Source organism: Croceitalea rosinachiae (assembly GCF_031846445.1).
Lineage (GTDB): Bacteria > Bacteroidota > Bacteroidia > Flavobacteriales > Flavobacteriaceae > Croceitalea > Croceitalea rosinachiae.
The window spans coordinates 181,783-204,910 of record NZ_JAVRHR010000001.1; the positions used below are offsets into that span (position 1 = coordinate 181,783).

Genomic DNA, 23,128 nt, shown 5'->3' on the forward strand with positions numbered 1-23,128 from the left:
TTAGTTGTTAAGTTCCAATCTCTTCTCTTGCTAAAGGAAACACCTCCCCTTGATCAAGGGGAGGGGATGCATATTATTTTTAAGCTACAACTGGACTATCAACTGCTGCAAAAGCTTGTTCCAAATCTGCTTTGAGGTCATTAATATCTTCTAAACCAACCGAAAGTCGAATTAAATCTTGAGAAACCCCTGCACTTTCTTGTTGTCCTTCTGTCAATTGTTGATGCGTTGTACTAGATGGATGAATAATCAAGGATTTCGTATCACCAATATTGGCCAATAAAGAGAATACTTTAGTAGCATCAGTGAGTTTTTTAGCTGCTTCAAAGCCACCTTTTACACCAAATGTCACTAAACCGCTTTGTCCTTTAGGTAAATATTCTTGCGCTAGTTCGTAATATTTATTTCCTTTTAAACCCGGGTAATTTACCCATGCTACCTCTTCCTTATTTTGTAACCATTCAGCCAAGGCCAATGCATTTTCACTATGCTGCTTAATTCTAACCGATAAGGTTTCTAAACCTTGAATAATTTGAAATGCATTAAATGGACTGATAGCACCACCAAAATCACGCAGTCCCTCCAAAATCAATTTAAATGTAAAAGCAGCTGCTCCAAGTGCTTCGCTATATACCAAACCATGGTATCCTGCAGAAGGCTCCGTAAACTCTGGAAATTTCCCATTGGTCCAATCAAAGGTACCTGCATCAATAATTGCACCGCCTAAGGCCGTACCATTACCGTTAATGTATTTTGTTAAGGAGTGAATAACCAAATTCGCCCCATGCTCGATTGGATTCAACAACCCAGGCGTGGCAACTGTATTGTCAACAATAAAAGGAATTTTAGCAGCCTTTGCTTCTTTAGAAATTCCTTTTAAATCCAATACATCCAATTTTGGATTTCCTAAGGACTCTACAAAAATTGCTCTGGTGTTTTCTTGAACAGCTGCTCCAAAATTTGTTGGATCAGAAGCATCTACAAAAGTAGTAGTGATGCCCAATCTTGGTAAGGTAACATTCAGTAAATTAAAAGTGCCTCCATACAAACTGCTTGATGCAACAATATGGTCACCAGCTTTTAATAGGGTTAACAGTCCAGTTGAAATTGCTGCTGTACCTGAGGCAAATACAACCGCTCCCACACCACCTTCGATAGCTGCAAGTCTATCTTGCAATATTTGATTAGTTGGATTGTTTAAACGAGTGTAAATAAAGCCAAGTTCTGCCAACGAAAATAGATTAGCCGCATGGTCTGTATCATTAAAAACATAGGAGGTAGATTGATAAATTGGCACTGCTCTTGTCCCCCCAGTTTGTGTTGTGTCATGCCCAGCATGCAATGCATTTGTTGCTAATTTTTGATTACTCATGATTTTTGTTTTTTAATTAATTTATAAACCGATTAAAAAAGCCAAACCCTGCTCGCCCGATAGCGGTTAGGTAAAATCAAAAAGTTATAAGAAAGTGTTCCGAAAATAATTTCGACGACTGTTATCCTTCCCCTAAGGGTAGAATTTAGCACCTTCTTAAATCATCTGATAGGCATCAGAGTGAGCTAAGGGTTGCTAAGGCTTCAAAGGGTCTAATCCCTCCACCTTTCTTGATAACTATTCAATACGTGTTTGAACTTGTAAGCACAAATATAACGTCAGAAAAATTTAATATCCTAATGATTTTAGAAAATTTCACAAAAACCTATTGTTTTGGTGAGATGTTATTTGACAACAACATTCGAATATTGCTAATTCGATTCTTCTCCCTATTTTAATCGAAGCAAAATTAACTACTAACCAAGAACAAAGTTTAAAATGAATACTGCCGATGCTTTTAAAAATTTAGAACAGTTAGATGAAGAACAACTACCTGTTGCAAAGCATAAATTACACGATTGGACACACTTTGCCGGATTGTATGCGGCAGAACATGTAGCTGCAACCGAATTTGTTATTGGTGCAACCTTTGTGGCACTTGGCGCGAAAACCATGGATATTTTATTAGGACTCTTAATCGGCAATATTTTAGCTGTTCTAAGTTGGACGTTAATTACCTCTCCTATAGCTGTTGATACACGACTAAGTCTTTACACCTACCTCAACAAAATAGCGGGTGACTCTATGACCAAGCTTTATAATTGGGCTAACGTCATTATTTTTTCTGTGATATCAGCTGCAATGATTACGGTTTCTTCTACAGCGGTACGCTTTGCCTTCAATATTCCCGCCCAGTTAAATTGGTACCCAACCAACCTTTGGTTCATATTTATTGTTTTATGTGTAGGTATCGTGGTGGTTTCTATTGCTATTTATGGCTTTAACGCTGTTTCTGATTTTTCTGGGGTATGCGCCCCATGGTTATTTGTTATGTTCACTAGTGGTGCAATGGTGTTGCTGCCTGCTTTATCACTTGATGTTTTAGATAAAACTTTACCAAGCGGTTGGAGTGATTTTATAAATCTAGGGAATCAGTCTATTTGGACCGGGGTCGATAGTAATGGAGATCCTGGTATTGGTTTAATAGAGGTGATTGGTTTTGCATGGGCTGCCAATACTATTACTCATTTTGGACTTATTGATATGGCCCTTTTGCGCTTCGCTAAAAAGAAAATTTATGGGTTAGCTACAAGCACAGGAATGATGTTTGGCCACTATGTTGCATGGATAGCGGCAGGAATCATGGGCGCTGGGGCAGCCGTAATTCTAGGAAAATCAATTGTAGCTCTTGACCCTGGCGATGTTGCATACTACGCCTTAGGCTGGTCAGGTTTTGTAATTGTAATCGTTGCCGGTTGGACAACAGCCATTACTAATCTATATAGAGCTGGATTAGCGGCGCAGGCCATTTTTATTAATAATTCAAGGAAAAAAACTACTCTTATCGTGGGCTTGGTTACTATGGGAATCGCCTGTTTTCCTTTTGTTTTTTCTCAAATACTGCCTTTACTCACCTATGCTGGATTGTTAGTTGTACCAGTTGGGGCAATAGTTTTTGCTGAACATCAAATTTTTCCAAGAATTGGCTTTACCCGATATTGGTCTTCTTATAGACAGCTTTCCTTCAGCTTTCCAGCTGTGGCCTCATGGGGAGCTGGACTCTTATTTGGTTTTGGGTTAAATGCCTTTGATATAATGCCATTCTTTTATCTGTTTATCCCAACTTGGATTTTTACAATTTTTGTTTATACGTTTTTAGCTTCTCGTTACGGGGCAAAAAAGTCGTATCCAGAAGAAGTTAAAAACGAAAAACTTCAACAAGAACAAATTGAAAAATTTCAAGAACATAAGGCTAGTCAAGAACCTCAGAAGAAAAAAGATGTTTCTATTCTTTCAAAACTGTTAAAGGTCATCGCCATAATATCTTTAGGTATTACACTGGCCTTAGCTATTAATGTGTTATTTGGTAGCCTTACTGAAATTAGCTATCTAGAAAACCGGGAAACCTTCTACACTTATGCATTTGTTTGCACCTTAGTTTACTTTATTACGGCTTACTGGAACCTGCAACGTGGAAAATCAAAAAATTAAAGTATGCGGCAATTAAATCAACAAAACTTAGCTGCAATAGATACGCAGATTTCAAAGCCATCTTTTGACAGAAGCGAACTAAAAACAGGCATCGTTCATATTGGTGTTGGTGGTTTTCATAGAGCCCATCAGGCCTATTATTTGCAAAAATTAACAGAAACAAGCAACTCAGATGATTGGGGTATTTGTGGTATTGGTTTACGGGAAGAAGACCGTAATATCAGTGCTATCTTAAAAAAGCAAGACCATCTGTATTCATTATTGGTAAAACACCCAAACGGAACTGTTGAATCTCATATCATAGGTGCTATTGTCGATTACAAATTCGCTATTGAAGACGTTCAATCCGTTATTGATGAATTGGCGCATAAAGACACTAAAATTGTGTCATTAACTATTACCGAAGGAGGCTATAATTTCAATCCTTCTACAGGCGAATTTGATTTTAAAAACCCGATTATTCAAGAAGAATTACGACGCCCTGAAAAACCAAAATCGGTTTATGGATATTTAGCGGCAGCTTTAAAAAAGAGGCGAGACAATAAGTTACCAGCTTTTACCATTTTGTCATGCGACAATATCGAACATAATGGAGATGTTACTAAAAAAATGTTGCTAGCGTTTACCCAAAAACAAAATCCTGAGTTAGCTAAATGGATTCAAAAAGAAGTAAAATTTCCGAACAGCATGGTAGACCGTATAACTCCGGTAACAACTACTGAGGATATTTCCTTTATAGCAGAAAAATATGGTCTAAAAGACGAATGGCCGGTTACCTCTGAGCCTTTTATACAATGGGTAGTTGAAGATAAATTTTCTAATGGTCGTCCTAATCTAGAAAAGGTCGGAGTACAGTTCGTACCCGATGTAAAACCCTATGAAAAAATGAAGCTCCGTTTACTTAACGCCGGGCATTCGGTTTTAGGTATTCTTGGAGCCTTAAACGGGTATAAAACTATTAATGAATGTATTGACGACTCTCTTTTTAACAACTATTTAAAGCAATTTATGGACTTAGAAGTTACTCCTGTATTGGATACCGTGAATGGTATTGACTTAGGTGCTTACAAACAGAGCTTACGGGAGCGTTTTGCCAACCCAAATATTAAGGATAGTGTAAGCCGAATTTGCTCAGAAAGTGCTGCCAAGCTTCCTAAATTTTTAATTCCTACAATTAAGGAGAATCTAGTTAATGAAGGAAACATAGCACTAGGTACTTTGGTGATTTCTGCTTGGTGTTATTATTCTGACAAACAAACTGACCTGAACGATATGCCTTTGGATGTAATTGATAGCCAAAAAGTAGTATTAGAGAAGACAGCGCAAAAGGGTCCGCTAACTTTTATTCAGCAAGAGACAATTTTTGGTGATTTGGCTAAAAATGAACGATTCGTAACACTATATGAAACTATGGTAAAAGACTTATATCACCATCGTGATGTAAAAAAGCAGATGGGAAACTTGGTTTAGTTTTTTTTAGATTTCAATCTTTTTTCTTTGTAAAACTCTTTATTGGCAACATAGATAGTTTTATGAACTTCACAATAAACCTTAGAGCCTTCTTTATTCTTTAAAAAAGTAGTTTTTACCAATTCAATTTCATTATTATCAGCAACATCAGCTTTAATTCGACTTAATTCCTCTTCAGTAAATTTAAAATCGGCATACAAATCTTCTTTAGCCGGTCTCTTAAAATTTATTTGAGCAGATTTATCCCAAACCACAAAATTCTTATCCAATAGATTCATCAATTGGACCATTGGTATGGGATCTACAGCTGAAAATATACTACCACCAAAAATGGAGTTTACATAGTTTCGATTTTTATATGAAATAGGAAGTTTTACTTTAATGAACATTAAATCCTCACTGACCTCAATAATCTTTCCAGTACTCCTTCGGTACATTGGAGATAGATTAAAACCATGTTTAAACAATTTATGCTTGCTTACAAATTTGGTTCCAATTGCTGTAAGTTTTTGATAAAATGACATGGAATTCTATTATCTCAATATTGAAAATTCTAAACTAGAATCTGTAAATACGGTATGTGTTTGAGTTTTAAAATCTGATTCATCTGCTTTAAAGATATTCTCCACATAGGTTTGTGGGTTTAAATCAATTAGAGGAAACCAAGTGCTCTGTACTTGAATTTGCAATCGATGTCCCTTTTTAAAAGTGTGGAAGACATCTTGCAGTTTAATATTTACATCAGTTTTTTTATTTGGTATAAAAGGTTCGGGCTTTGCAAAACTATTTCTAAACCTACCTCGTAACACCTCACTACGCACCATTAAGTGATAATTACTCATTTTTAAATGGTCTTGCATTTCTTCATTGGTTTCAGCGTCTGAAGGATGTACATCAATTACTTTAACAATCCAATCAGCGGCATCACCAGTAGTTGTCACTTTTAGATTTGCCATAATATCACCTGCCAAGGTTAAATCATCTTCTAAAACATCAGTTTCAAAAACCAAAACATCAGAACGTCGGGCGGCAAAACGTTGGTCATCTGTCATGTACTTTCTAGGTGTAAATACCGATTTTACATCTTCTGAATAAGGTACAGGTTTTTTAACATTGCTTATGAACTTAATACCTGTCACACCTTTTTGTTCGGTCGTCAAAGCTTGATTTTCAGATAAGAACATACGTGCTTTTTCAACCTCTTTTGGTGGCCAAGAATCGTATTCTTTCCATTCTTTGCGACCTGAATCAAAAACATAGGCTTCGGGCAAGCCCGTATTGCCATCGGCTTCACCTTTTAAAAAGTGGTTAAAAAACTTCGTTTCAATTTTATCTTGAAAAAATGTAGAAATAGAATCGCCAAAATAGTAATTACCTACTAAATTGCGCTCGCTCCTTCTTGCCCAACGCCCATGATCCCATGGTCCGAAGACCATTGTATTATAGCCCTCTCTATTCTTCTCAATATTCTTATAAGTTTCTAACGGACCATATAAATCCTCAGCATCAAACCAACCACCGACAATCATGGTAGCCACATGCGACTTAGATTTATCTAAATGCTGAATCAATCCTTTACTCTGCCATAACTCATCATAATTAGGATGTTCCTTCAGTTCGTTCCAAAAGAAATCATCCGTCATACCATCTGGCGCTATGGATATTTCGTCCTTTAATCCATATTCAAAAAATGAATTCAAGTTTTTAAGAGGTCCTTTGTCCAAAAAGAACTGATATTGGTCTTCGGTTCCAATATTGGGCAAAGTGTACCAAGCAGTATCGATGGGTTGGTCGCCATTGGGCCTTGGGGTTCCGAACAAGGAAGTTGCTCTAAAATAGCTTAACAAATAAGCACCATTATGGTGAAAATCATCAAAAAAGAAATCACCGATACAAGCTTGCGGAGAAGATGCCTTTAAAGCAGGATGTGCATCAATAGTAGCGTACGTCGCATAATATCCAGGGTATGAAATTCCCCATACACCAACATTACCATTGTTGTTTTCAACATTATTGACCAACCATTCAATCGTATCATAAGTATCAGTGCTTTCATCTACCTGCTCACTTGAAGTTTTATTAGGAATATAAGCCCGCATATTTTCATAGTGCCCCTCACTTAACCAACGTCCTCGCACATCTTGGTACACAATAATATTCCCCTCTTTCATAAGGTTCACATTGGGTCCTATTTGCCTTCTATATTGTCCTTCTCCATAAGGTCTTGAACTATAAGGGGTACGTTGCATCAAAATAGGGTATTCTTTTGAGGTGTCTTTTGGTGAATAAATAGTCGTGTGTAAAGTGACACCATCTCGCATTTCAATATCTACCTCTTTCTTGTTATAGTTATCAGCAACATAGGTTTCTTCGACTTCGACAGCTTCTTTCTTAGCTGTTTTTTTGCATGATTGAAAACTGATTAAAAGAAATACAACTAAAGGTAATATGCGGAGCATAGATTTCATAAACTAAACATTTTGAATGGTAGATAAAACTACGAAAAAAACATAGAGACCAAAGTGCATGTAAAGCATATACAATCATAAAATCAAAAAGTTGTATTCTTGTAAATAACCAAAATCTTGATCTATAAAAGATGGCGCGAAAAAAGAAAAACTTCAATGACCTTGGTTTAGGCACTAAAGAAGATATGGGTGGATATAGAGCCATCAATAAAGACGGTTCTTTTAATGTGAAGAAAATAAATGTTCCATTTTTTGAACGACTCAATTTTTTCCACTCTCTTATTACCATGTCTTGGCCACAATTTTTTGGTCTCATACTTTTGGGTTATTTTATAATTAACCTTGTATTTGCCTCTGCTTACAGTATCATAGGTGTTGAAAACCTAACAGGTTTTAAAACGACGACCACGCTAGAAGGTTTTATCGAAGCTTTTTTCTTTAGCGCACAGACTATTACAACACTTGGTTACGGCCGCGTGGCGCCCATAAGCAATTTGGCAAATACCGTGGCCGCTGTTGAATCTATGTTAGGCCTTTTAGGATTTGCATTGGCAACAGGTTTACTTTATGGAAGATTTTCTAGGCCTTCAACAATGATTCAATATAGCGCAACTGCAGTTATCGCACCTTACCAAGATATCAATGGGTTTATGTTTAGGGTTGTAAATCCGCAAAATAACCATCTATTGGAATTAGAAGTACAGCTTAACCTCGCGATGAAACGTGAAAATTCTGAATTACGTGATTTTTATGTACTGGAACTGGAACGCGACAAGGTTGCGTTTATGCCTTATATGTGGACCATTGTTCACCCTATTTCCAATTCTAGCCCTTTGTTTGAACTAAAAGAAGGGCAATTGCTAGAAAAAGATGCTGAATTTATTGTTTCTATGAAAGCTTTTGATGAATCCACCTCGCAAAGTGTTTATTCAAGATCTTCGTATAAGGCATCTGAAATAAAATGGGGTGCCAAATTTGAGTATACCGTAACCCAAGAAAAAAACGGAATTGTTATAGACGTTGGCAAAATTGATATTACGGAAAAAGCAGCCTTAAATGATTAAACTTTTAAAGTCCGAAAACAACTTTAACCTCGTCTACTTTGTCTAACTTTTCCCAAGTAAATAGTTCTACTTCCTTTTCTATTCGCCCATTATAAGGTGACTCAAAAACTTTTGTTACCATTTTTGAGGTTTTACCCATATGCCCATAGGCCGCAGTTTCTAAATAAATAGGGTTTCTAAGTTTCAGTCTTTCTTCGATTGCGAAAGGTCGCATATCAAATAGTTCAGACACTTGTTCTGCAATTTGTCCATCAGTTAAATTCAAATTTGAGGTACCGTAGGTATCTACAAAAATTGAGGTAGGTTCTACAACACCAATGGCGTAACTAACCTGAACGAGCATTTCATCTGCAACACCGGCGGCTACTAAATTCTTAGCCGCATGTCTGGCCGCGTACGCGGCACTGCGATCTACTTTACTTGGGTCTTTACCACTAAAAGCTCCGCCACCATGTGCTCCTTTACCCCCATAGGTATCTACAATAATTTTACGCCCGGTTAATCCCGTATCACCATGTGGCCCCCCAATTACAAACTTCCCTGTAGGATTGATATGGTATGTAATCCGATTATTGAACAACTGCTGAACATGCTCGGGAAATTGAGCAACTACCCTGGGGATCAAAATAGAAACAATATCTGATTTGATTTTCACCAACATCTTCTCATCTTCATCAAAATCATCGTGTTGGGTAGAAATCACTATGGTATCTATTCGCTGAGGCACATTATCATTTGAATATTCAATAGTCACCTGTGCTTTAGCATCAGGACGTAGGTAAGGAATTTCAGTTCCATCATTTCGTAAATCTGCTAAAACTTGAAGGATTTTATGTGAAATATCCAATGCCAGGGGCATGTAGTTTTCAGTTTCTTTTGTAGCGTAACCAAACATCATGCCTTGATCCCCAGCACCCTGTTCTTCTTTGGTTGCCCTATCGACCCCTTGATTAATATCTTGTGACTGTTCATGAATCAGAGAAATCACCCCACAAGAATCACCACTAAACTGATACTCCCCTTTGGTATAACCAATTTTATTAATAACGTTACGCGCAATAGTTTGCACATCTAAATAAGTATTGCTCTTTACCTCACCAGCTAAAACAACTTGTCCGGTGGTCACCAAAGTTTCGCATGCTACTTTGCTCTCTGGATCAAAAGCCAAGAAATTATCTAAAAGTGCATCACTAATTTGATCCGAAACTTTATCTGGATGACCTTCACTAACAGACTCAGAAGTAAATAAATATGCCATTATATTCTATATTGTCGGAAGATTTGACGGAAAGGCTTAAAGAAGTTTACACCACTTTTTAGCATTTTTTATCGAGGTTGCAATCAGTCAAATCCATCCTCATTATTGGTGGGCAAAAGTACGTAATTGATTAGGAAATCAAAACTTTGAAAATCAAATTTTCGCATATGGCCATTTAAGCTTAAATTTTTCTTGTAACTGGATATACTTCGTATATTGCAAGCTCCGACTTTTATCAAATAGCCATAAACACACTACACCATGCACATTGCAGTTGCCGGAAATATTGGAGCAGGAAAAACCACTTTAACCACATTATTGTCAAAACATTATAAATGGGAAGCTCATTTTGAAGATGTGGTTGATAATCCGTACTTGGATGATTTTTACACCCAAATGGAACGTTGGAGCTTTAATCTGCAAATCTATTTTTTAAATAGTCGCTATCGCCAAATTTTAAAAATCAGGGAGGCCGGCAAAAAAGTTATTCAAGATCGAACTATTTATGAGGATGCCCATATTTTTGCCCCTAATTTACATGCCATGGGTCTTATGACCAACCGAGATTTTGAAAACTACAAGAGTCTTTTTGAGCTTATGGAAAGTTTGGTACAACCACCAGATTTATTGATTTACCTGCGTAGTTCTATTCCTAATTTGGTTAATCAAATTCACAAACGTGGGCGAGAATATGAGAATAGTATCTCGATTGATTATTTAAGTCGTTTGAACGAGCGTTACGAGGCTTGGGTGAACACCTATGAGAAAGGGAAATTATTGATAATAAACGTTGACGACATCAACTTTGTTGATGAACCTGAAGATTTAGGTCAGGTTATTAATAAGATTGATGCTGAAATTCATGGGTTGTTTTAAAATATCCTAAATTCCAAATATTTGCACATTCCAGTAAAGAAAAGGATAGAAAAATTTAATTTATAAATTGGAACTATTCTTTATACCATTAAAAATTTATTTAGGTTTTGATATATCCAAGACCTTCTCGCAGAAGTAATATTCCAAAGAATAAGTCACCATAATTTCTCACCTAGAGCGAATATAAATTTGTACATCTGTACCCACATATTCTTTTTTTTTGATGACAGCATCTATCTTTAATAAGATTATTTTTATTTCATACTACATGAGGTTCTCACCAATAATTTTATTGCTCATTCTTACAGCATGTCAAAAAGATGACACATCTAATTCCATTAACACGAACCAAGTGGTGGAAGAACATGATGTAGAGAACTCCACTGTCGATTTTCCTCCCATAGAGTGGGTATCATCACTGGATTTGAATATTGCAATCAGTTCTTCGGACAATGTAGACATCAACTATTTGACCAGAAGTAATTTAGATTACAAACCCACATACTCTCCAGATGGTACTCAAATTGCTTTTTTTAGGGTAGAGGACTATGGGGGCAGTTCCCAACCGGAAAATTGGAAAACCAAAATTTGTGTAATAAATGTGGATGGCACTGGATTTAAAGAACTAACCAGTGGAAATCATACAGATTGGAATCCTATGTGGACAAGAGATGGTTCCAATAAGGTTATATTTACTCGATTTATAGGTTTATTCCCCTATAGAACCAGGGTATATCGTGTTGACCTCGATGATGGTCAAGAGGAAGAATTGATATCTGACCCTTCCAATAGTGAATTTGTGTATAGTGGATTAAAGGATGGTAGAAGTTTAGTGCGTAGAAACGGTGATAATGCTGAATACTATTTGCTAAAACCAACTAGTGATGGACCTATATATGAAAAAATAAATTCTCCGAACTATTTCTTGCATAAGATGAGCATCTCTCCAAGTGAAAACAAAATCACTTATATGAAAGTTAAGGATTTCACTTATGGAATAGATGCGGGGGCCGTAATTGCCTTTGCCGATTTTGATCCTGACCTATTATCAATTTCCAATGAAAGGGAGATTACTTTTTATGATCCTAACAATGTGACTTGGTACCCTTGTTGGAATAAAGAAGAGAATCGAATCATATATGCTTTAATATCAAATTCCAATTCGCGCATTGGTCAAATCCTTTCTTATGAATTAGATAATAATAGAACGTCGATTATTTCTAAGCATTCTTCTAAAAGCTATTGGTACCCCAATGTAAAAGATGTTGTTAAGTAATAAAGATACCTTCCATAACTTAATCATTTTTAAAATGAAACCATATACCCAAGCGGCTATTTTACTGCTTTTTGTTATACTAGCTTCTTGCGAAGATGAGGAAAATCAAGTCCTCCAATTTCCAGAAGAAATATCCGACGACATTCCAGAAACAATTTTTGCACAGGGGTTGGTCGAAATAAGAACAGTTGCCACTGGGTTCAATATTCCATGGGCAATTGAAGTAATTGATAATGAAGATTTTTTATGCACCGATAGAACAGGTAAACTCTACCATTACCAAAATGGTGAATTATTTTCCATTAATAATATTCCCCAATCTTATTCTTTTACGCCTGCAAATAATTTGGTGCTGGGCGGCCTAATGGATATAAGTTTACATCCTGAATTCTCAAGCAACAAGCTGGTATATATTTCCTACGTGGCCAATGATCAAAAATTAACGGTAGCTAGGTTTAAGTTGCAGGGAGACAATGCCGAAAACGTGGAAATGATTTTCAAAGCCAATGGGATTTCGGTTGGTTCAAGAATTAGTTGGGAAAACGACACGCATTTCTTTGTTTCGGTAGGTATGGGAGGTGATCCTTTTCCGGAACCGGGAGCACAAGATTTATTAAACGACAGGGGTAAAATTCACCGTCTTATGGAAGATGGTAGGATTCCAACAGACAACCCAATATTATCAGGTACATTCGAACCTTCAAGTATATGGTCTTTTGGGCACAGAAATCCTCAGGGCATGCACTACGACAAAACGAATCAGGTACTTTATTCCAATGAACACGGCCCTCTTGGTGGGGACGAACTCAATGTTATCATCAAAGGTGAAAACTATGGTTGGCCTCTTTTCTCCCATGGTTTAAACTACAATTTTAGTCCTGTTTCATTTATGACCGAAATAGAAGCCTTAGAAACTACTGTTCTGCCTATAAAATACTGGGGGTATGATTTAAGGGTTTCCCCATCAGGCCTACTTAAATTGGAAGACAGTAATTTTAAATCATGGAACGGTTCCTTTCTTATGGGATCTTTATATCCTCAAAATTTACTAAGGTATAATCCAGAAACGGATGAAACCGAAATAGTACTTGAAAAAGTAGGTAGAGTAAGGGATGTTGCACAACTTCCCGATGGTGACTTATTGATTTCTATTGATAGTAGAAGTCCGAGCCCCTCCGATTCTGGGCGAATTTTGAGGCTATCTCCCCGTTAGTCGCACATTTATTAGTAATTATTAAAAAGAACTTCAATTATCAACCTCTTCATTTTTTTGGCAACTTCATTTTACCACATGCTAATTTCTATCTTAGCATCTTACAAGTTAAAAACTATTGTTGTGGTCAATTTTGAGGTTGTTATCAATTTTATAGTCCTGTTTTTGGGTCTTTTTTTCGTGTTAAAATTCGCTGGAAAAGACTATAAAAAAAGTGTATCAAATCGGTACCTGATAATTTTTGTCATTATCAATATGGTATTGATTTTTCGTGGAATGCGTTGGACTGTGGATGCAAACTTTTCAAACCATAGACTTTTCAACTTTCTTGATGGGTTTATTTTTTTATATCCTGTCTATCTATATGCCTATATAAAAAGGCTTACCTCTGCTAGTAATTTTCATATTACAAAACCTCACTTTGTACTTCCTATTATTTATTTTTTGATCGTATTAATTAATATTTCCATTTCCCCTAATTATTATCTATCAAATCTAAGTCACTCTTTTCTCACTCATAAGATAATTGAGGCTATTGCCATTCTTTCTTGTTTTTTCTACTTAGCCAAGACTCACCTGCATTTCAGAAAATATATATCAAATGAAAAAAAACATATTTCATACATTCAAAATGCTCTGGTTTATATTAAGGTTTTCTTATGGGTTGTTTTAATGTTCGTTTTAACATGGGCAATCACCTATTTTGGCCATCACTTGATAACCATGACAGGAGAACAGATAGTAATATTCTATACTATAACGCATTTTGCCCTATTAGGAAGTATTTGTGTTGTGGTATATCATGAGATTGCATTTCCTCAATTATTTAGATTGGAAGAGCAAGTTACCCCACAAAGGCTTACATCAAAAGAAACCGAAACATTGAAAGCAAAAATTGATACTTTAATGTTACATCAAAAGGCATATCTGGAACCTGAACTGAACCTAGCAGAATTTTCTAAAAGACTAAATGCTTCTACAAATGATATTTCATGGTTTTTGAACAAAGTCTTAAAAAAGACCTTTTACGATTTTGTAAATACCTATAGAGTACAGGAGTTCATTGAAAAACTTGAAAAAGGGGAACACCGTACGCATACATTTTCAACCCTTAGTTTTGATTCTGGTTTCAATTCTAAATCCACCTTTAATAAGGCTTTTAAAGAGCTTACAGGTCAGACTCCCAGAGAGTATATCAAAAAAAGAGACCTTTAAATTTCCCGCTCAATTTTTAACTACAAAACCTTGATTTTAACAATCCTTCCAAGGTTATCTATTCTATAATCTCATAGAAATATGTAGTACTGTACCCACATGGTTGACAACTTCCTAGATGTTGTTCAAATTAGGGCAATCAAAAAATTTATAATCAAATGAATGTTTCAGTAATAAATCCGGTTTTTTCAATCTTCATATTTATATTGTTGTTTAGCTCTTCTTGTGAAGATTCAGAAAATCCTGAAGAGACAACTTCGGAACAATCTGATATGCCAGATGTTTCTGAAACCCCAGAAGACCCAGAAGTGAGCATATTCAATCTTGAAGAAGGGAATTATCGAGGGTTATGGAATTCTTCCACTTCAACCGCCACTTTTACGAACCTAGCTATTTCCGCTAAAATTGAAGAGAGTTCAACTGGAATGTTCGAAGGAGAATTTTTTATCTCAGACAATTTTTTGAGCTGTTGTAATAGCGGACCTAATGATGGTACTATCCGTTTTAGAGTAAGTGAAAATACGCTAGAAGATTTCGAATGGGATGATATTATTCCAAACTGCAACGGGACTTTTGAAGGGAATGGTGAGCTAGTAGATGACAATTCTTTCAGTATAGATATAACAGGTTTGGACTGCGATGGTAATCATACCGGTACGATTATATTATCTGAAATGTAAATTTACAAAATGATTAGGAAAACAAACTTGGTCTCATCACTATTAAAAAAAATACTGTTTATTGCTTTTATTTTTAGTCTTTCTTGCACTCAAAGTAAAACATCAGAAGAAGATTTGATGCTGGTTGAAGAAGAAGAGAGTTCTAGTAAGGATATTGACCTCATTGATAACGATGAAGTAATATTGGAAACCACAAAAATTGTTATTGATTCTACAGACCTTGTTAATTTGCCAATAGATATTGGAGGAACTCATACGGCATATCCATTATATAGTACTCCGGCAAGATTTGGCCACCATGTATACACTCCTAGCGGATATGCTAAAGATGGACCAGAATATCCGTTATTGGTTTACTTGCACGGATGGGATCCATCTGGCTATACGGGATCTGATATAGAAGAACTTGACGAATTACTTGGAGGAGCAATTTCCCCACCCTCGTTGATAACAGGAAACAGATGGAATCCTCCTTTTCCCTTTATAGTTGCCTCACCAAGGTTGAAACACAATACATATTGGGCGCATTTCGACATCCATAGTTTTATTACATATCTCATCGAAAACTATCAGATAAATCAGAAAAGGATTTATTTGACAGGTCTAAGTTTAGGTGGTGGCGGTGCATGGTATTATGTTGGCGAAAGAGGTGATGACAATTATGTGGCAGCAATTGTTCCTATAAGTGCAAGAGGGGAACCAAGGATTATTGACAACCTTACCAAAATACCTATTTGGGCTTTCCATGGTGATAGCGATACTACGGTCGATGCGGTTACCAATTATGGTTCGGTAACTTTAGTAAACTCTATTAACATGAAAAATCCACAAACACCGGCCAAAATAACCCTATTCAAAAATACGGGACATGATGCTTGGTCAAGGGTATATTCAGATCATTTTACCCCTCATACAACCAGATTTCCCTTTGATGTATCCATTTATGATTGGATGTTACAATATAAAAAAGAGTAGGCTTCCGTCTTTAAAAATACCCTTTCCTAATTTTGGCTTTTTAAAGCTATAACGCTGCGCTAATTTCATTGTATAATTTAAGGTTGAAAGACTAGCCTTTCAAATATAGCGTAGTCGAGATTTTTTTTGACTAAGTCAATTGATTAGTTCTCGACTACGCTCAAACTTACATAAAACAAAAAAACCTGCAAAGTTCTCTTTGCAGGTTTTGGTTGGTTGGATGACCTTCCGATTAATTCGGAAGGTCTAGCCAAACTTATTCTATTGTAATAGACTTATTATAAGCCTCTACTTGAGTTTTCACCTCCTCTTTAGTCGCACCAGTAAATTCTTTTACAGTTTCTATTATTTCACCGTTAACGGTAGCAGATGAAGTAACAACAGCTTTAAAATCACCATTTTCTGTATTGCTCATTTCAACACGAATTTGTTGCTCCATTTGTTTTTCAACAACTTCAGTAGCCATTTTATCTTCGTTATAAGCCATCATAGTATCTGCACTGATTGCAATACTTGGTGCAATCACCAATGCCACGACAGACATTAATTTCAATAAGATGTTTAATGAAGGACCTGAAGTATCTTTAAATGGATCACCAACAGTATCACCTACTACAGCAGCCTTATGGGCATCAGTACCTTTTTTACCGTCACTTTCGATAGTTTTCTTGGCGTTATCCCAAGCACCACCAGCATTAGACTGAAAGATTGCCATTAACACTCCACAAGTGGTTACGCCAGCAAGAAGCCCACCTAACATTTCAGCACCACCTATAAAACCGACAGCTACAGGAACAGCAATCGCTAAAAGGCCGGGTAATACCATTTCTTTAATAGAAGCTTTTGTTGAAATATCTACACACTTATCATATTCTGCTAAACCATCAGCGGCATCAAACGTTGCTCTTTGTTCAGCAGTGGCCTTAGACATATCAGAATCAACAGCTCTCATTACTTCTAATGCAGCCTTCAATTGAGGAATATCTCTAAACTGACGACGAACTTCTTCAATCATTGCCATTGCAGCTCTACCCACAGCATTCATAGAAAGTGCAGAGAACACGAAAGGTAACATACCACCCACTAACAAACCAGCCATTACTGTTGGTTTTGAAACATCAATAGCAGTTACATTAGCAGTTTGCATAAAAGCGGCAAATAATGCTAAAGCAGTCAAAGCTGCTGAAGCAATTGCAAAACCTTTACCAATAGCAGCAGTAGTATTACCAACAGCATCTAATTTATCAGTACGCTCTCTAACTTCTGGTTCTAATTCCGCCATTTCAGCAATACCACCAGCATTATCAGAAATAGGTCCGTAAGCATCAACAGCTAATTGGATACCAGTGTTTGCCAACATACCTACTGCAGCAATTGCAATACCATAAAGACCAGCAAAATGATGCGAAACCAAAATTGCAGCTGCAATTAAAATAATAGGAAACATGGTAGACATCATACCTACACCTAAACCAGCAATAATGTTTGTTGCTGCTCCAGTTTCAGATTGACGTACAATTGAGGTTACTGGTTTTGTACCAGTACCTGTATAATATTCTGTTACTTTACCAACTGCAAGACCTGCAACCAAACCTGCAATTACCGCAAAAAACACACCCATTGAACCATATTCTACTCCATTGAATGTCCAGCTTTCTGGTAACATATTTGTAATAATAAAATAAGATGCTATCAACATTAAAAAGGCAGAACCAAATTCACCAATGTTTAATGCGGTTTGAGGATTACCTCCATCTTTTACCTTTACAAAAAAGGTTCCAATAATAGACATGATAATACCAATAGCTGCTAATACCAAAGGAAGGTATACCGCGCCCAAGCCGTCAAAAGCTCCAGAAAAAGCTGGAATTTGAGTAAAGGCAGCACCAAGAACCATAGTACCTATTATAGAACCTACATACGACTCGAAAAGGTCAGCGCCCATACCAGCAACATCACCTACATTATCACCTACGTTATCTGCAATAGTAGCAGGGTTTAACGGATGGTCTTCAGGAATACCAGCTTCTACTTTACCAACAAGGTCGGCACCAACGTCAGCAGCTTTGGTATAAATACCACCGCCAACACGTGCAAAAAGTGCAATTGAAGAAGCACCCAAAGAGAAACCAGAAAGTACATTCAATACTTCACCTAGCTCCCATCCTTGACCACTATATATCATAAATAGCCCGCTTAATCCTAAAACACCAAGACCCACAACACCAAGACCCATTACGGCACCACCAGCAAAAGCTACTTCCAAGGCCTTACCTAACGAGGTTCTTGCAGCATTCGTAGTACGAACGTTTGCTTTGGTAGCCACTTTCATGCCAATAAAACCAGCTAAAGCAGAACAAATGGCACCTACAACAAATGATACTGCTACCATTCCATTAGACCCTTCTTCATTACTTCCTTTAAAGAACAAGAGAACAGCAACGGCAATAACGAATATGCTTAATATTTTGTATTCTGCTTTTAAGAAAGACATTGCCCCATCAGCAATATTTTTGGCAATCCTTGCCATTTTAGCATCACCTACTTCTTGTTTTGATACCCATCCGCTTTTTATAAAAACGTACAATAGCGCCAAAACCCCGAATACCGGCAAAAACTTTACGATTAATTCCATAGTTGTTAGTTAATTATGATTTTTTTAAGAATTTTTAATGCCTGCAAATGTAGTAAAATAGCCACTAATAAAAAAAGCAGCCAACTGCTGCTTTTTATTATTTTTTAATAAGATAAGTTATATAATAAACGTCCTTTTTTTCTTGTGCTCACTATCATCATAACGCTTTACGCACTCATGATATATTTTAATAGCTTCATCTGCATTTCCCCATCCTCCGGTATCTACCTTTTTTTCTTCTAAATCTTTATATACTTGAAAAAAATGTTCAATTTCTTTTAAACGATGTGGATTCAAATCAGAAATATCAGTTCTTTTACTCCAAATTGGGTCGGAAACTGGCACGCAGATAATTTTCTCATCTGGTCCTTTTTCATCGGTCATATGAAAGACACCAATAGGCTTTACCTCCATAACTACCATAGGATAGGTTGGCTCAGTACCCAAAACCAATACATCTAAAGGATCTTTATCTAACGCCAAGGTTTCGGGAACAAAACCATAATCACCAGGATACATCATAGAAGAAAACAAGGTTCTATCAAAACGTATTTTATGAAGTGTAAAATCGTATTCGTATTTATTTCTGCTGCCTTTTGGTATTTCTATCAAAACATCAAAAGTGACTGCTTCTTTTTTAGCCATTTTGCTTATTTAAAATCAATTTTATCAAACGCCAAAAATACCTTTTAATTGCTTTCCGAATATTAATTAAAAATTAAATCCAAAAGTTCCGGTGACCCCAAATGCACGGGCATCTGGATTATCAAGATAGTTACCCCTAAAATTAAAATCAACCCTAAAGATTTTAAAGATGTTTCCGATTCCCAGTGAATACTCCCAATAAATCTCATCATTTGGTGCCAAAAGAGGAATATTTGTTGGAGCACTTAAAGCAATATTCTCATCAGAAATAGAACCCCAAGCACCTCTTAAACCTACTATTTCACGTAGGTTTAATTTTCTAAGAAATGGTATTCTTGAAAACAATCTTCCATTGAAATTGTGTTCAAGGTGCAAGGTTGCATATGTATCGGTCACAAACTCATAAAAATCTAAATTAGGAAAGGTATTGTACAATGAAAACAGGGTTTGATTACCTGGAATTACACTTAACAAACCTAAAGGGACTTCTCCAAAGGTTTTGCCCAACTCAATAGTACTTGTCAATCTACCAAAACCACCTAATTGCCAAGGTTGGGTATAGGAAAATTGCAAACGCTGGTAATCAAAATCACTTTGCAGAAAACCTTCAAGACCAACGGTGTAGTTTAATAATAAGGTACTATAGTTTTCGTTGACGTCATAACGATCTACCCCATAACCTATAGTCTTCTTTCCTGGAGTATAGATAAGCGTTGTATTGATATCAAACTGTTCTATTTCAGAGGATATGCCGGTTGGAGACGATGGGTCTACATAATCAAGGCTAAAAGCATCGGGTAGCGCCGAGCTCAATTGCCTAAAAGAACCCCCTAAATTAACCCTAAGGTTCTTCACCGGTTCCATTTCAAAATTGATGACCGAGAGGTTAATGTTTGTCAACCGATTGTTATTTCCTACCGAGACTAAGGCTGATGACGCTATACTTCTACCAAGAACATCATTCGTGGCCGTCAAATTAATACCGAGTTGCTCAATATCCCGACGATTACCACCTGATAAAATCAAACGAGATTTTCTATCCAATAGAAACTTGCCTGAGAAACCATGCTTGAACTTTTTATCTTCAAACCCATATGCCATATAGCCTTCTAACCGCCAGGTATCATTTTGTGTAAAATAGGTCCGCGCTCCTCCCCTTAAACGAATTCCTTCAGCATCATTAAATCCGAAAGTGCTATAAACATCTCCAATATCTATATTCCACTTATCAATTTCAACATAACCAGAAGCCATAATACTCGCTATATTATAGAAGGTATTGAATTTGGGAACTGTTTTTAGAGTATCCAACAATTTAAAGATTCCCGATTCATCATCGTTTAACCGCTCAAGACGAGCATTTTTCCAAAACGTGCTGTCTTGTTGGAAAACTCGAGGATCATAAGGGTCGGATTTTGCCTTATAAAAGTCTTCTGGACGGTCTAAGTTAAACTTATAATTATCATATACCGTTGTCCGTTTACCATAAACCCCTCTCGATTTTTCCTTTTTAGAAAACGCAAAATCACTCAACATATAATCACGCTTCAATAGAAAAACAGAATCACTGACCACTTCAAAGTCTTGCTCAATATAAATCTCCTTTACCCAATTAATATTGGCACTTTTAGTGACTTCAAGGTTGATTTTTTTAATGGCGTAGGTAGTATCATTTACCCAAAAATCCCCCTTGAATGTAAGCTCATTTTTTCTACGTGGATAATAGATAATATTATAACACCATTTATTATCAATGAAGGTGCTATCAGAAAGCACATAATTATAGGTATCAACACCGGTTTTGGAAAGCGGACTTGTAAAACTCTTGTCAAAAAACTTCAAATAGTTATCATAGATATCATAATCAGTATAAAGATCTTCAACAAATGCCGTAATGGCCTGATTACCTCCAAAACCAGAATTCTTATTGCCGAGAACATCTTCTTTTTCTAATTGATATGAATTATCACCATATATTTTAGAAAAAACTTCATTTAAAAACATTGGCAAATAGGTCTTACCAGTAATGCGTGAGGTATCTAAATCTTGAAATATAAATTCTAAGCCCCTGAAAAGCTTACTCTTGATTAAGGCACTATCAATCGTGTTCAAATCAAACTCTACTTTTTCATACTTATCGTACTGATAACTTTTAAACTTTCGAACTCCGTTCACACGTTTTTTAGCCCAGATTTTTTTGAGAATGTCAATAGCGGGATTATTCTTTTTTGATTGCTTACCTGTATAGACAATCACCTCATCTAACTGTTCTGCAGATTCGACCATTACTATCTCTAAATCATAGTTTACTTTTTGATCTAGCTTAATTTCCTGAGTATCATAACCAATAAAAGAAATTATTAAGGTTTCGTACGTATCATCAGATTCAAAATAAAATCGACCGTTATCATTTGTGATGGTCCCTTCTGAAGAGTTTTTAAAGACAATATTGGCAAAAGCAACAGGTGAACCTGATTCATCTTGCACAATACCACTCACCTTTGATTGTGAACTTACTATAGAAACCAGTAAAAATGAAATTAGAAAAAGGAATTTTTTCATGTTTTGATATGTCTTATGACATTGAAAATCGGTATGAGATTTCAATGAAATGTGGTCAATTTGATTTTAAAAGTAATTTTCTATCAAAAACTATTCCTTAAAAAAGCCTCGTCAACATTTGTCGACGAGGCTAAAATACCTTACAAATATTATTTTATGCCTTATATAACACTTTCTTAACAGCTTTGACAACATCGTTACTATTTGGTAACCATTCGGCCAAAAGCACCGGCGAATATGGTGCTGGTGTATCTGCAGTATTTATTTTTACCACAGGAGCATCTAAATAATCAAATGCCTTGTCTTGAACGTGATAAATGATTTCCGTAGAAGCATTACCAAAAGGCCATGCCTCTTCTAAAATCACCAACCTATTTGTCTTTTTTACTGAATTTACAATCGCATCAATATCCATCGGACGAACCGTTCTCAAATCGATTATTTCGCAACTGATGCCTTCTTTTTCTAATTCATCTGCAGCTTTGTAGGCTTCTTTAATAATCTTTCCAAAAGAAACAATAGTCACATCCGTACCTTCTCTTTTAATATCAGCTACGCCCAATGGAATCGTATAATCCCCCTCGGGCACTTCTCCCTTGTCCCCATACATTTGTTCCGACTCCATAAAAATTACAGGATCATCATCCCTAATCGATGCCTTTAACAACCCTTTGGCATCAGCCGGGTTAGAAGGAACCACAACTTTTAAACCGGGACAGTTAGCGTACCAACTCTCAAATGCCTGCGAATGCGTTGCAGCTAATTGGCCTGCCGAAGCCGTAGGGCCGCGAAATACAATTGGGCATGGAAATTGTCCACCTGACATTTGTCTAATCTTGGCAGCGTTATTAATGATTTGGTCTATACCCACTAAAGCGAAATTGAAAGTCATAAATTCAATGATAGGTCTATTTCCTAACATTGCTGAACCAACACCGATACCCGCAAAACCAAGTTCAGAAATAGGTGTATCAATAACACGTTCTGCGCCAAACTCATCCAACATTCCTTTTGAAGCCTTGTACGCACCATTATATTCAGCGACTTCTTCACCCATCAAATAAATGGAATCATCTGTTCTCATTTCTTCTGACATGGCCTCGCAAATAGCTTCTCTAAATTGTAATGTCTTCATATTTTGTTGAAGTTGTTTAAGGTTGTGACATTTTAAAAACGCAAGCAAAAATAGCAAATAATAAAGGAATCGTCGTAGCATAGAAATCAAAAAAAGAACAAAAATTTATTATGCATGCATAATAAATTTGAGA

The 23,128-nt window shown here is 36.4% G+C and carries 17 protein-coding genes and 1 riboswitch; of the genes, 9 read left to right on the top strand and 8 right to left on the bottom strand.

What is annotated here, in order from left to right; genetic code table 11:
* Nucleotides 1-79: 79 nt before the first annotated feature.
* Complete coding sequence (locus RM706_RS00880) at nt 80-1,372, bottom strand: O-acetylhomoserine aminocarboxypropyltransferase/cysteine synthase family protein (protein WP_311349132.1); 1,293 nt, start codon at nt 1,370-1,372, stop codon at nt 80-82.
* 118 nt (nt 1,373-1,490) lie between these two features.
* A riboswitch (SAM riboswitch) is annotated at nt 1,491-1,612 on the bottom strand.
* A gap of 198 nt (nt 1,613-1,810) precedes the next feature.
* Between RM706_RS00880 and RM706_RS00885 the strand changes: the two genes are divergently transcribed.
* Complete coding sequence (locus RM706_RS00885) at nt 1,811-3,523, top strand: purine-cytosine permease family protein (RefSeq protein WP_311349133.1); 1,713 nt, start codon at nt 1,811-1,813, stop codon at nt 3,521-3,523.
* 3 nt (nt 3,524-3,526) lie between these two features.
* A complete protein-coding gene (locus RM706_RS00890; RefSeq protein ID WP_311349134.1) occupies nt 3,527-4,993 on the top strand; it encodes a mannitol dehydrogenase family protein in 1,467 nt (488 codons plus the stop codon).
* Here the strand turns inward: RM706_RS00890 and RM706_RS00895 are convergent.
* Nucleotides 4,990-5,517, bottom strand: a complete 528-nt coding sequence (locus RM706_RS00895; RefSeq protein WP_311349135.1) for a PaaI family thioesterase — start codon at nt 5,515-5,517, stop codon at nt 4,990-4,992. The genes RM706_RS00890 and RM706_RS00895 overlap by 4 nt on opposite strands.
* Nucleotides 5,518-5,526: 9 nt before the next feature.
* Entirely contained in the window at nt 5,527-7,461 is a 1,935-nt protein-coding gene (locus tag RM706_RS00900) for a CocE/NonD family hydrolase (RefSeq protein ID WP_311349136.1), read from the bottom strand.
* A 131-nt stretch (nt 7,462-7,592) separates the two neighbouring features.
* Between RM706_RS00900 and RM706_RS00905 the strand changes: the two genes are divergently transcribed.
* A complete protein-coding gene (locus RM706_RS00905) occupies nt 7,593-8,525 on the top strand; it encodes an ion channel (protein ID WP_311349137.1) in 933 nt (310 codons plus the stop codon).
* Between the two features lie 4 nt (nt 8,526-8,529).
* Here the strand turns inward: RM706_RS00905 and metK are convergent, their stop codons facing one another.
* Entirely contained in the window at nt 8,530-9,783 is a 1,254-nt protein-coding gene (gene metK / locus RM706_RS00910) for a methionine adenosyltransferase (RefSeq protein ID WP_311349138.1), read from the bottom strand.
* A gap of 261 nt (nt 9,784-10,044) precedes the next feature.
* Between metK and RM706_RS00915 the strand changes: the two genes are divergently transcribed.
* From RM706_RS00915 to RM706_RS00940, 6 genes are all read left to right on the top strand, one after another.
* Nucleotides 10,045-10,659 carry a deoxynucleoside kinase gene (locus RM706_RS00915; protein ID WP_311349139.1) on the top strand — a complete coding sequence of 205 codons (615 nt, stop codon included), beginning with the start codon at nt 10,045-10,047 and terminating at the stop codon, nt 10,657-10,659.
* A 223-nt stretch (nt 10,660-10,882) separates the two neighbouring features.
* A complete protein-coding gene (locus RM706_RS00920) occupies nt 10,883-11,935 on the top strand; it encodes a TolB family protein (RefSeq protein WP_311349140.1) in 1,053 nt (350 codons plus the stop codon).
* 34 nt (nt 11,936-11,969) lie between these two features.
* Nucleotides 11,970-13,148: a PQQ-dependent sugar dehydrogenase gene (locus RM706_RS00925; protein WP_311349141.1), complete on the top strand. Its 1,179-nt coding sequence runs from the start codon at nt 11,970-11,972 to the stop codon at nt 13,146-13,148.
* Between the two features lie 78 nt (nt 13,149-13,226).
* On the top strand, nt 13,227-14,363 hold the full coding sequence (locus RM706_RS00930; RefSeq protein ID WP_311349142.1) for a helix-turn-helix domain-containing protein: 1,137 nt from the start codon (nt 13,227-13,229) through the stop codon (nt 14,361-14,363).
* A 158-nt stretch (nt 14,364-14,521) separates the two neighbouring features.
* Entirely contained in the window at nt 14,522-15,043 is a 522-nt protein-coding gene (locus tag RM706_RS00935; protein WP_311349143.1) for a hypothetical protein, read from the top strand.
* 9 nt (nt 15,044-15,052) lie between these two features.
* A complete protein-coding gene (locus tag RM706_RS00940) occupies nt 15,053-16,018 on the top strand; it encodes a carboxylesterase family protein (RefSeq protein ID WP_311349144.1) in 966 nt (321 codons plus the stop codon).
* Nucleotides 16,019-16,274: 256 nt separating this feature from the next.
* On the opposite strand, the gene RM706_RS00945 is transcribed toward RM706_RS00940, so the two are convergent.
* The 4 genes from RM706_RS00945 to RM706_RS00960 all read right to left on the bottom strand — a co-directional run bounded on the left by RM706_RS00945 (nt 16,275) and on the right by RM706_RS00960 (nt 22,995).
* Entirely contained in the window at nt 16,275-18,653 is a 2,379-nt protein-coding gene (locus RM706_RS00945) for a sodium-translocating pyrophosphatase (protein WP_311349145.1), read from the bottom strand.
* Nucleotides 18,654-18,770: 117 nt separating this feature from the next.
* A complete protein-coding gene (locus RM706_RS00950) occupies nt 18,771-19,298 on the bottom strand; it encodes an inorganic diphosphatase (RefSeq protein ID WP_311349146.1) in 528 nt (175 codons plus the stop codon).
* A gap of 66 nt (nt 19,299-19,364) precedes the next feature.
* On the bottom strand, nt 19,365-21,860 hold the full coding sequence (locus tag RM706_RS00955) for a DUF5686 family protein (protein ID WP_311349147.1): 2,496 nt from the start codon (nt 21,858-21,860) through the stop codon (nt 19,365-19,367).
* Nucleotides 21,861-22,014: 154 nt separating this feature from the next.
* A complete protein-coding gene (locus RM706_RS00960; RefSeq protein ID WP_311349148.1) occupies nt 22,015-22,995 on the bottom strand; it encodes a pyruvate dehydrogenase complex E1 component subunit beta in 981 nt (326 codons plus the stop codon).
* Nucleotides 22,996-23,128 lie beyond the last annotated feature (133 nt).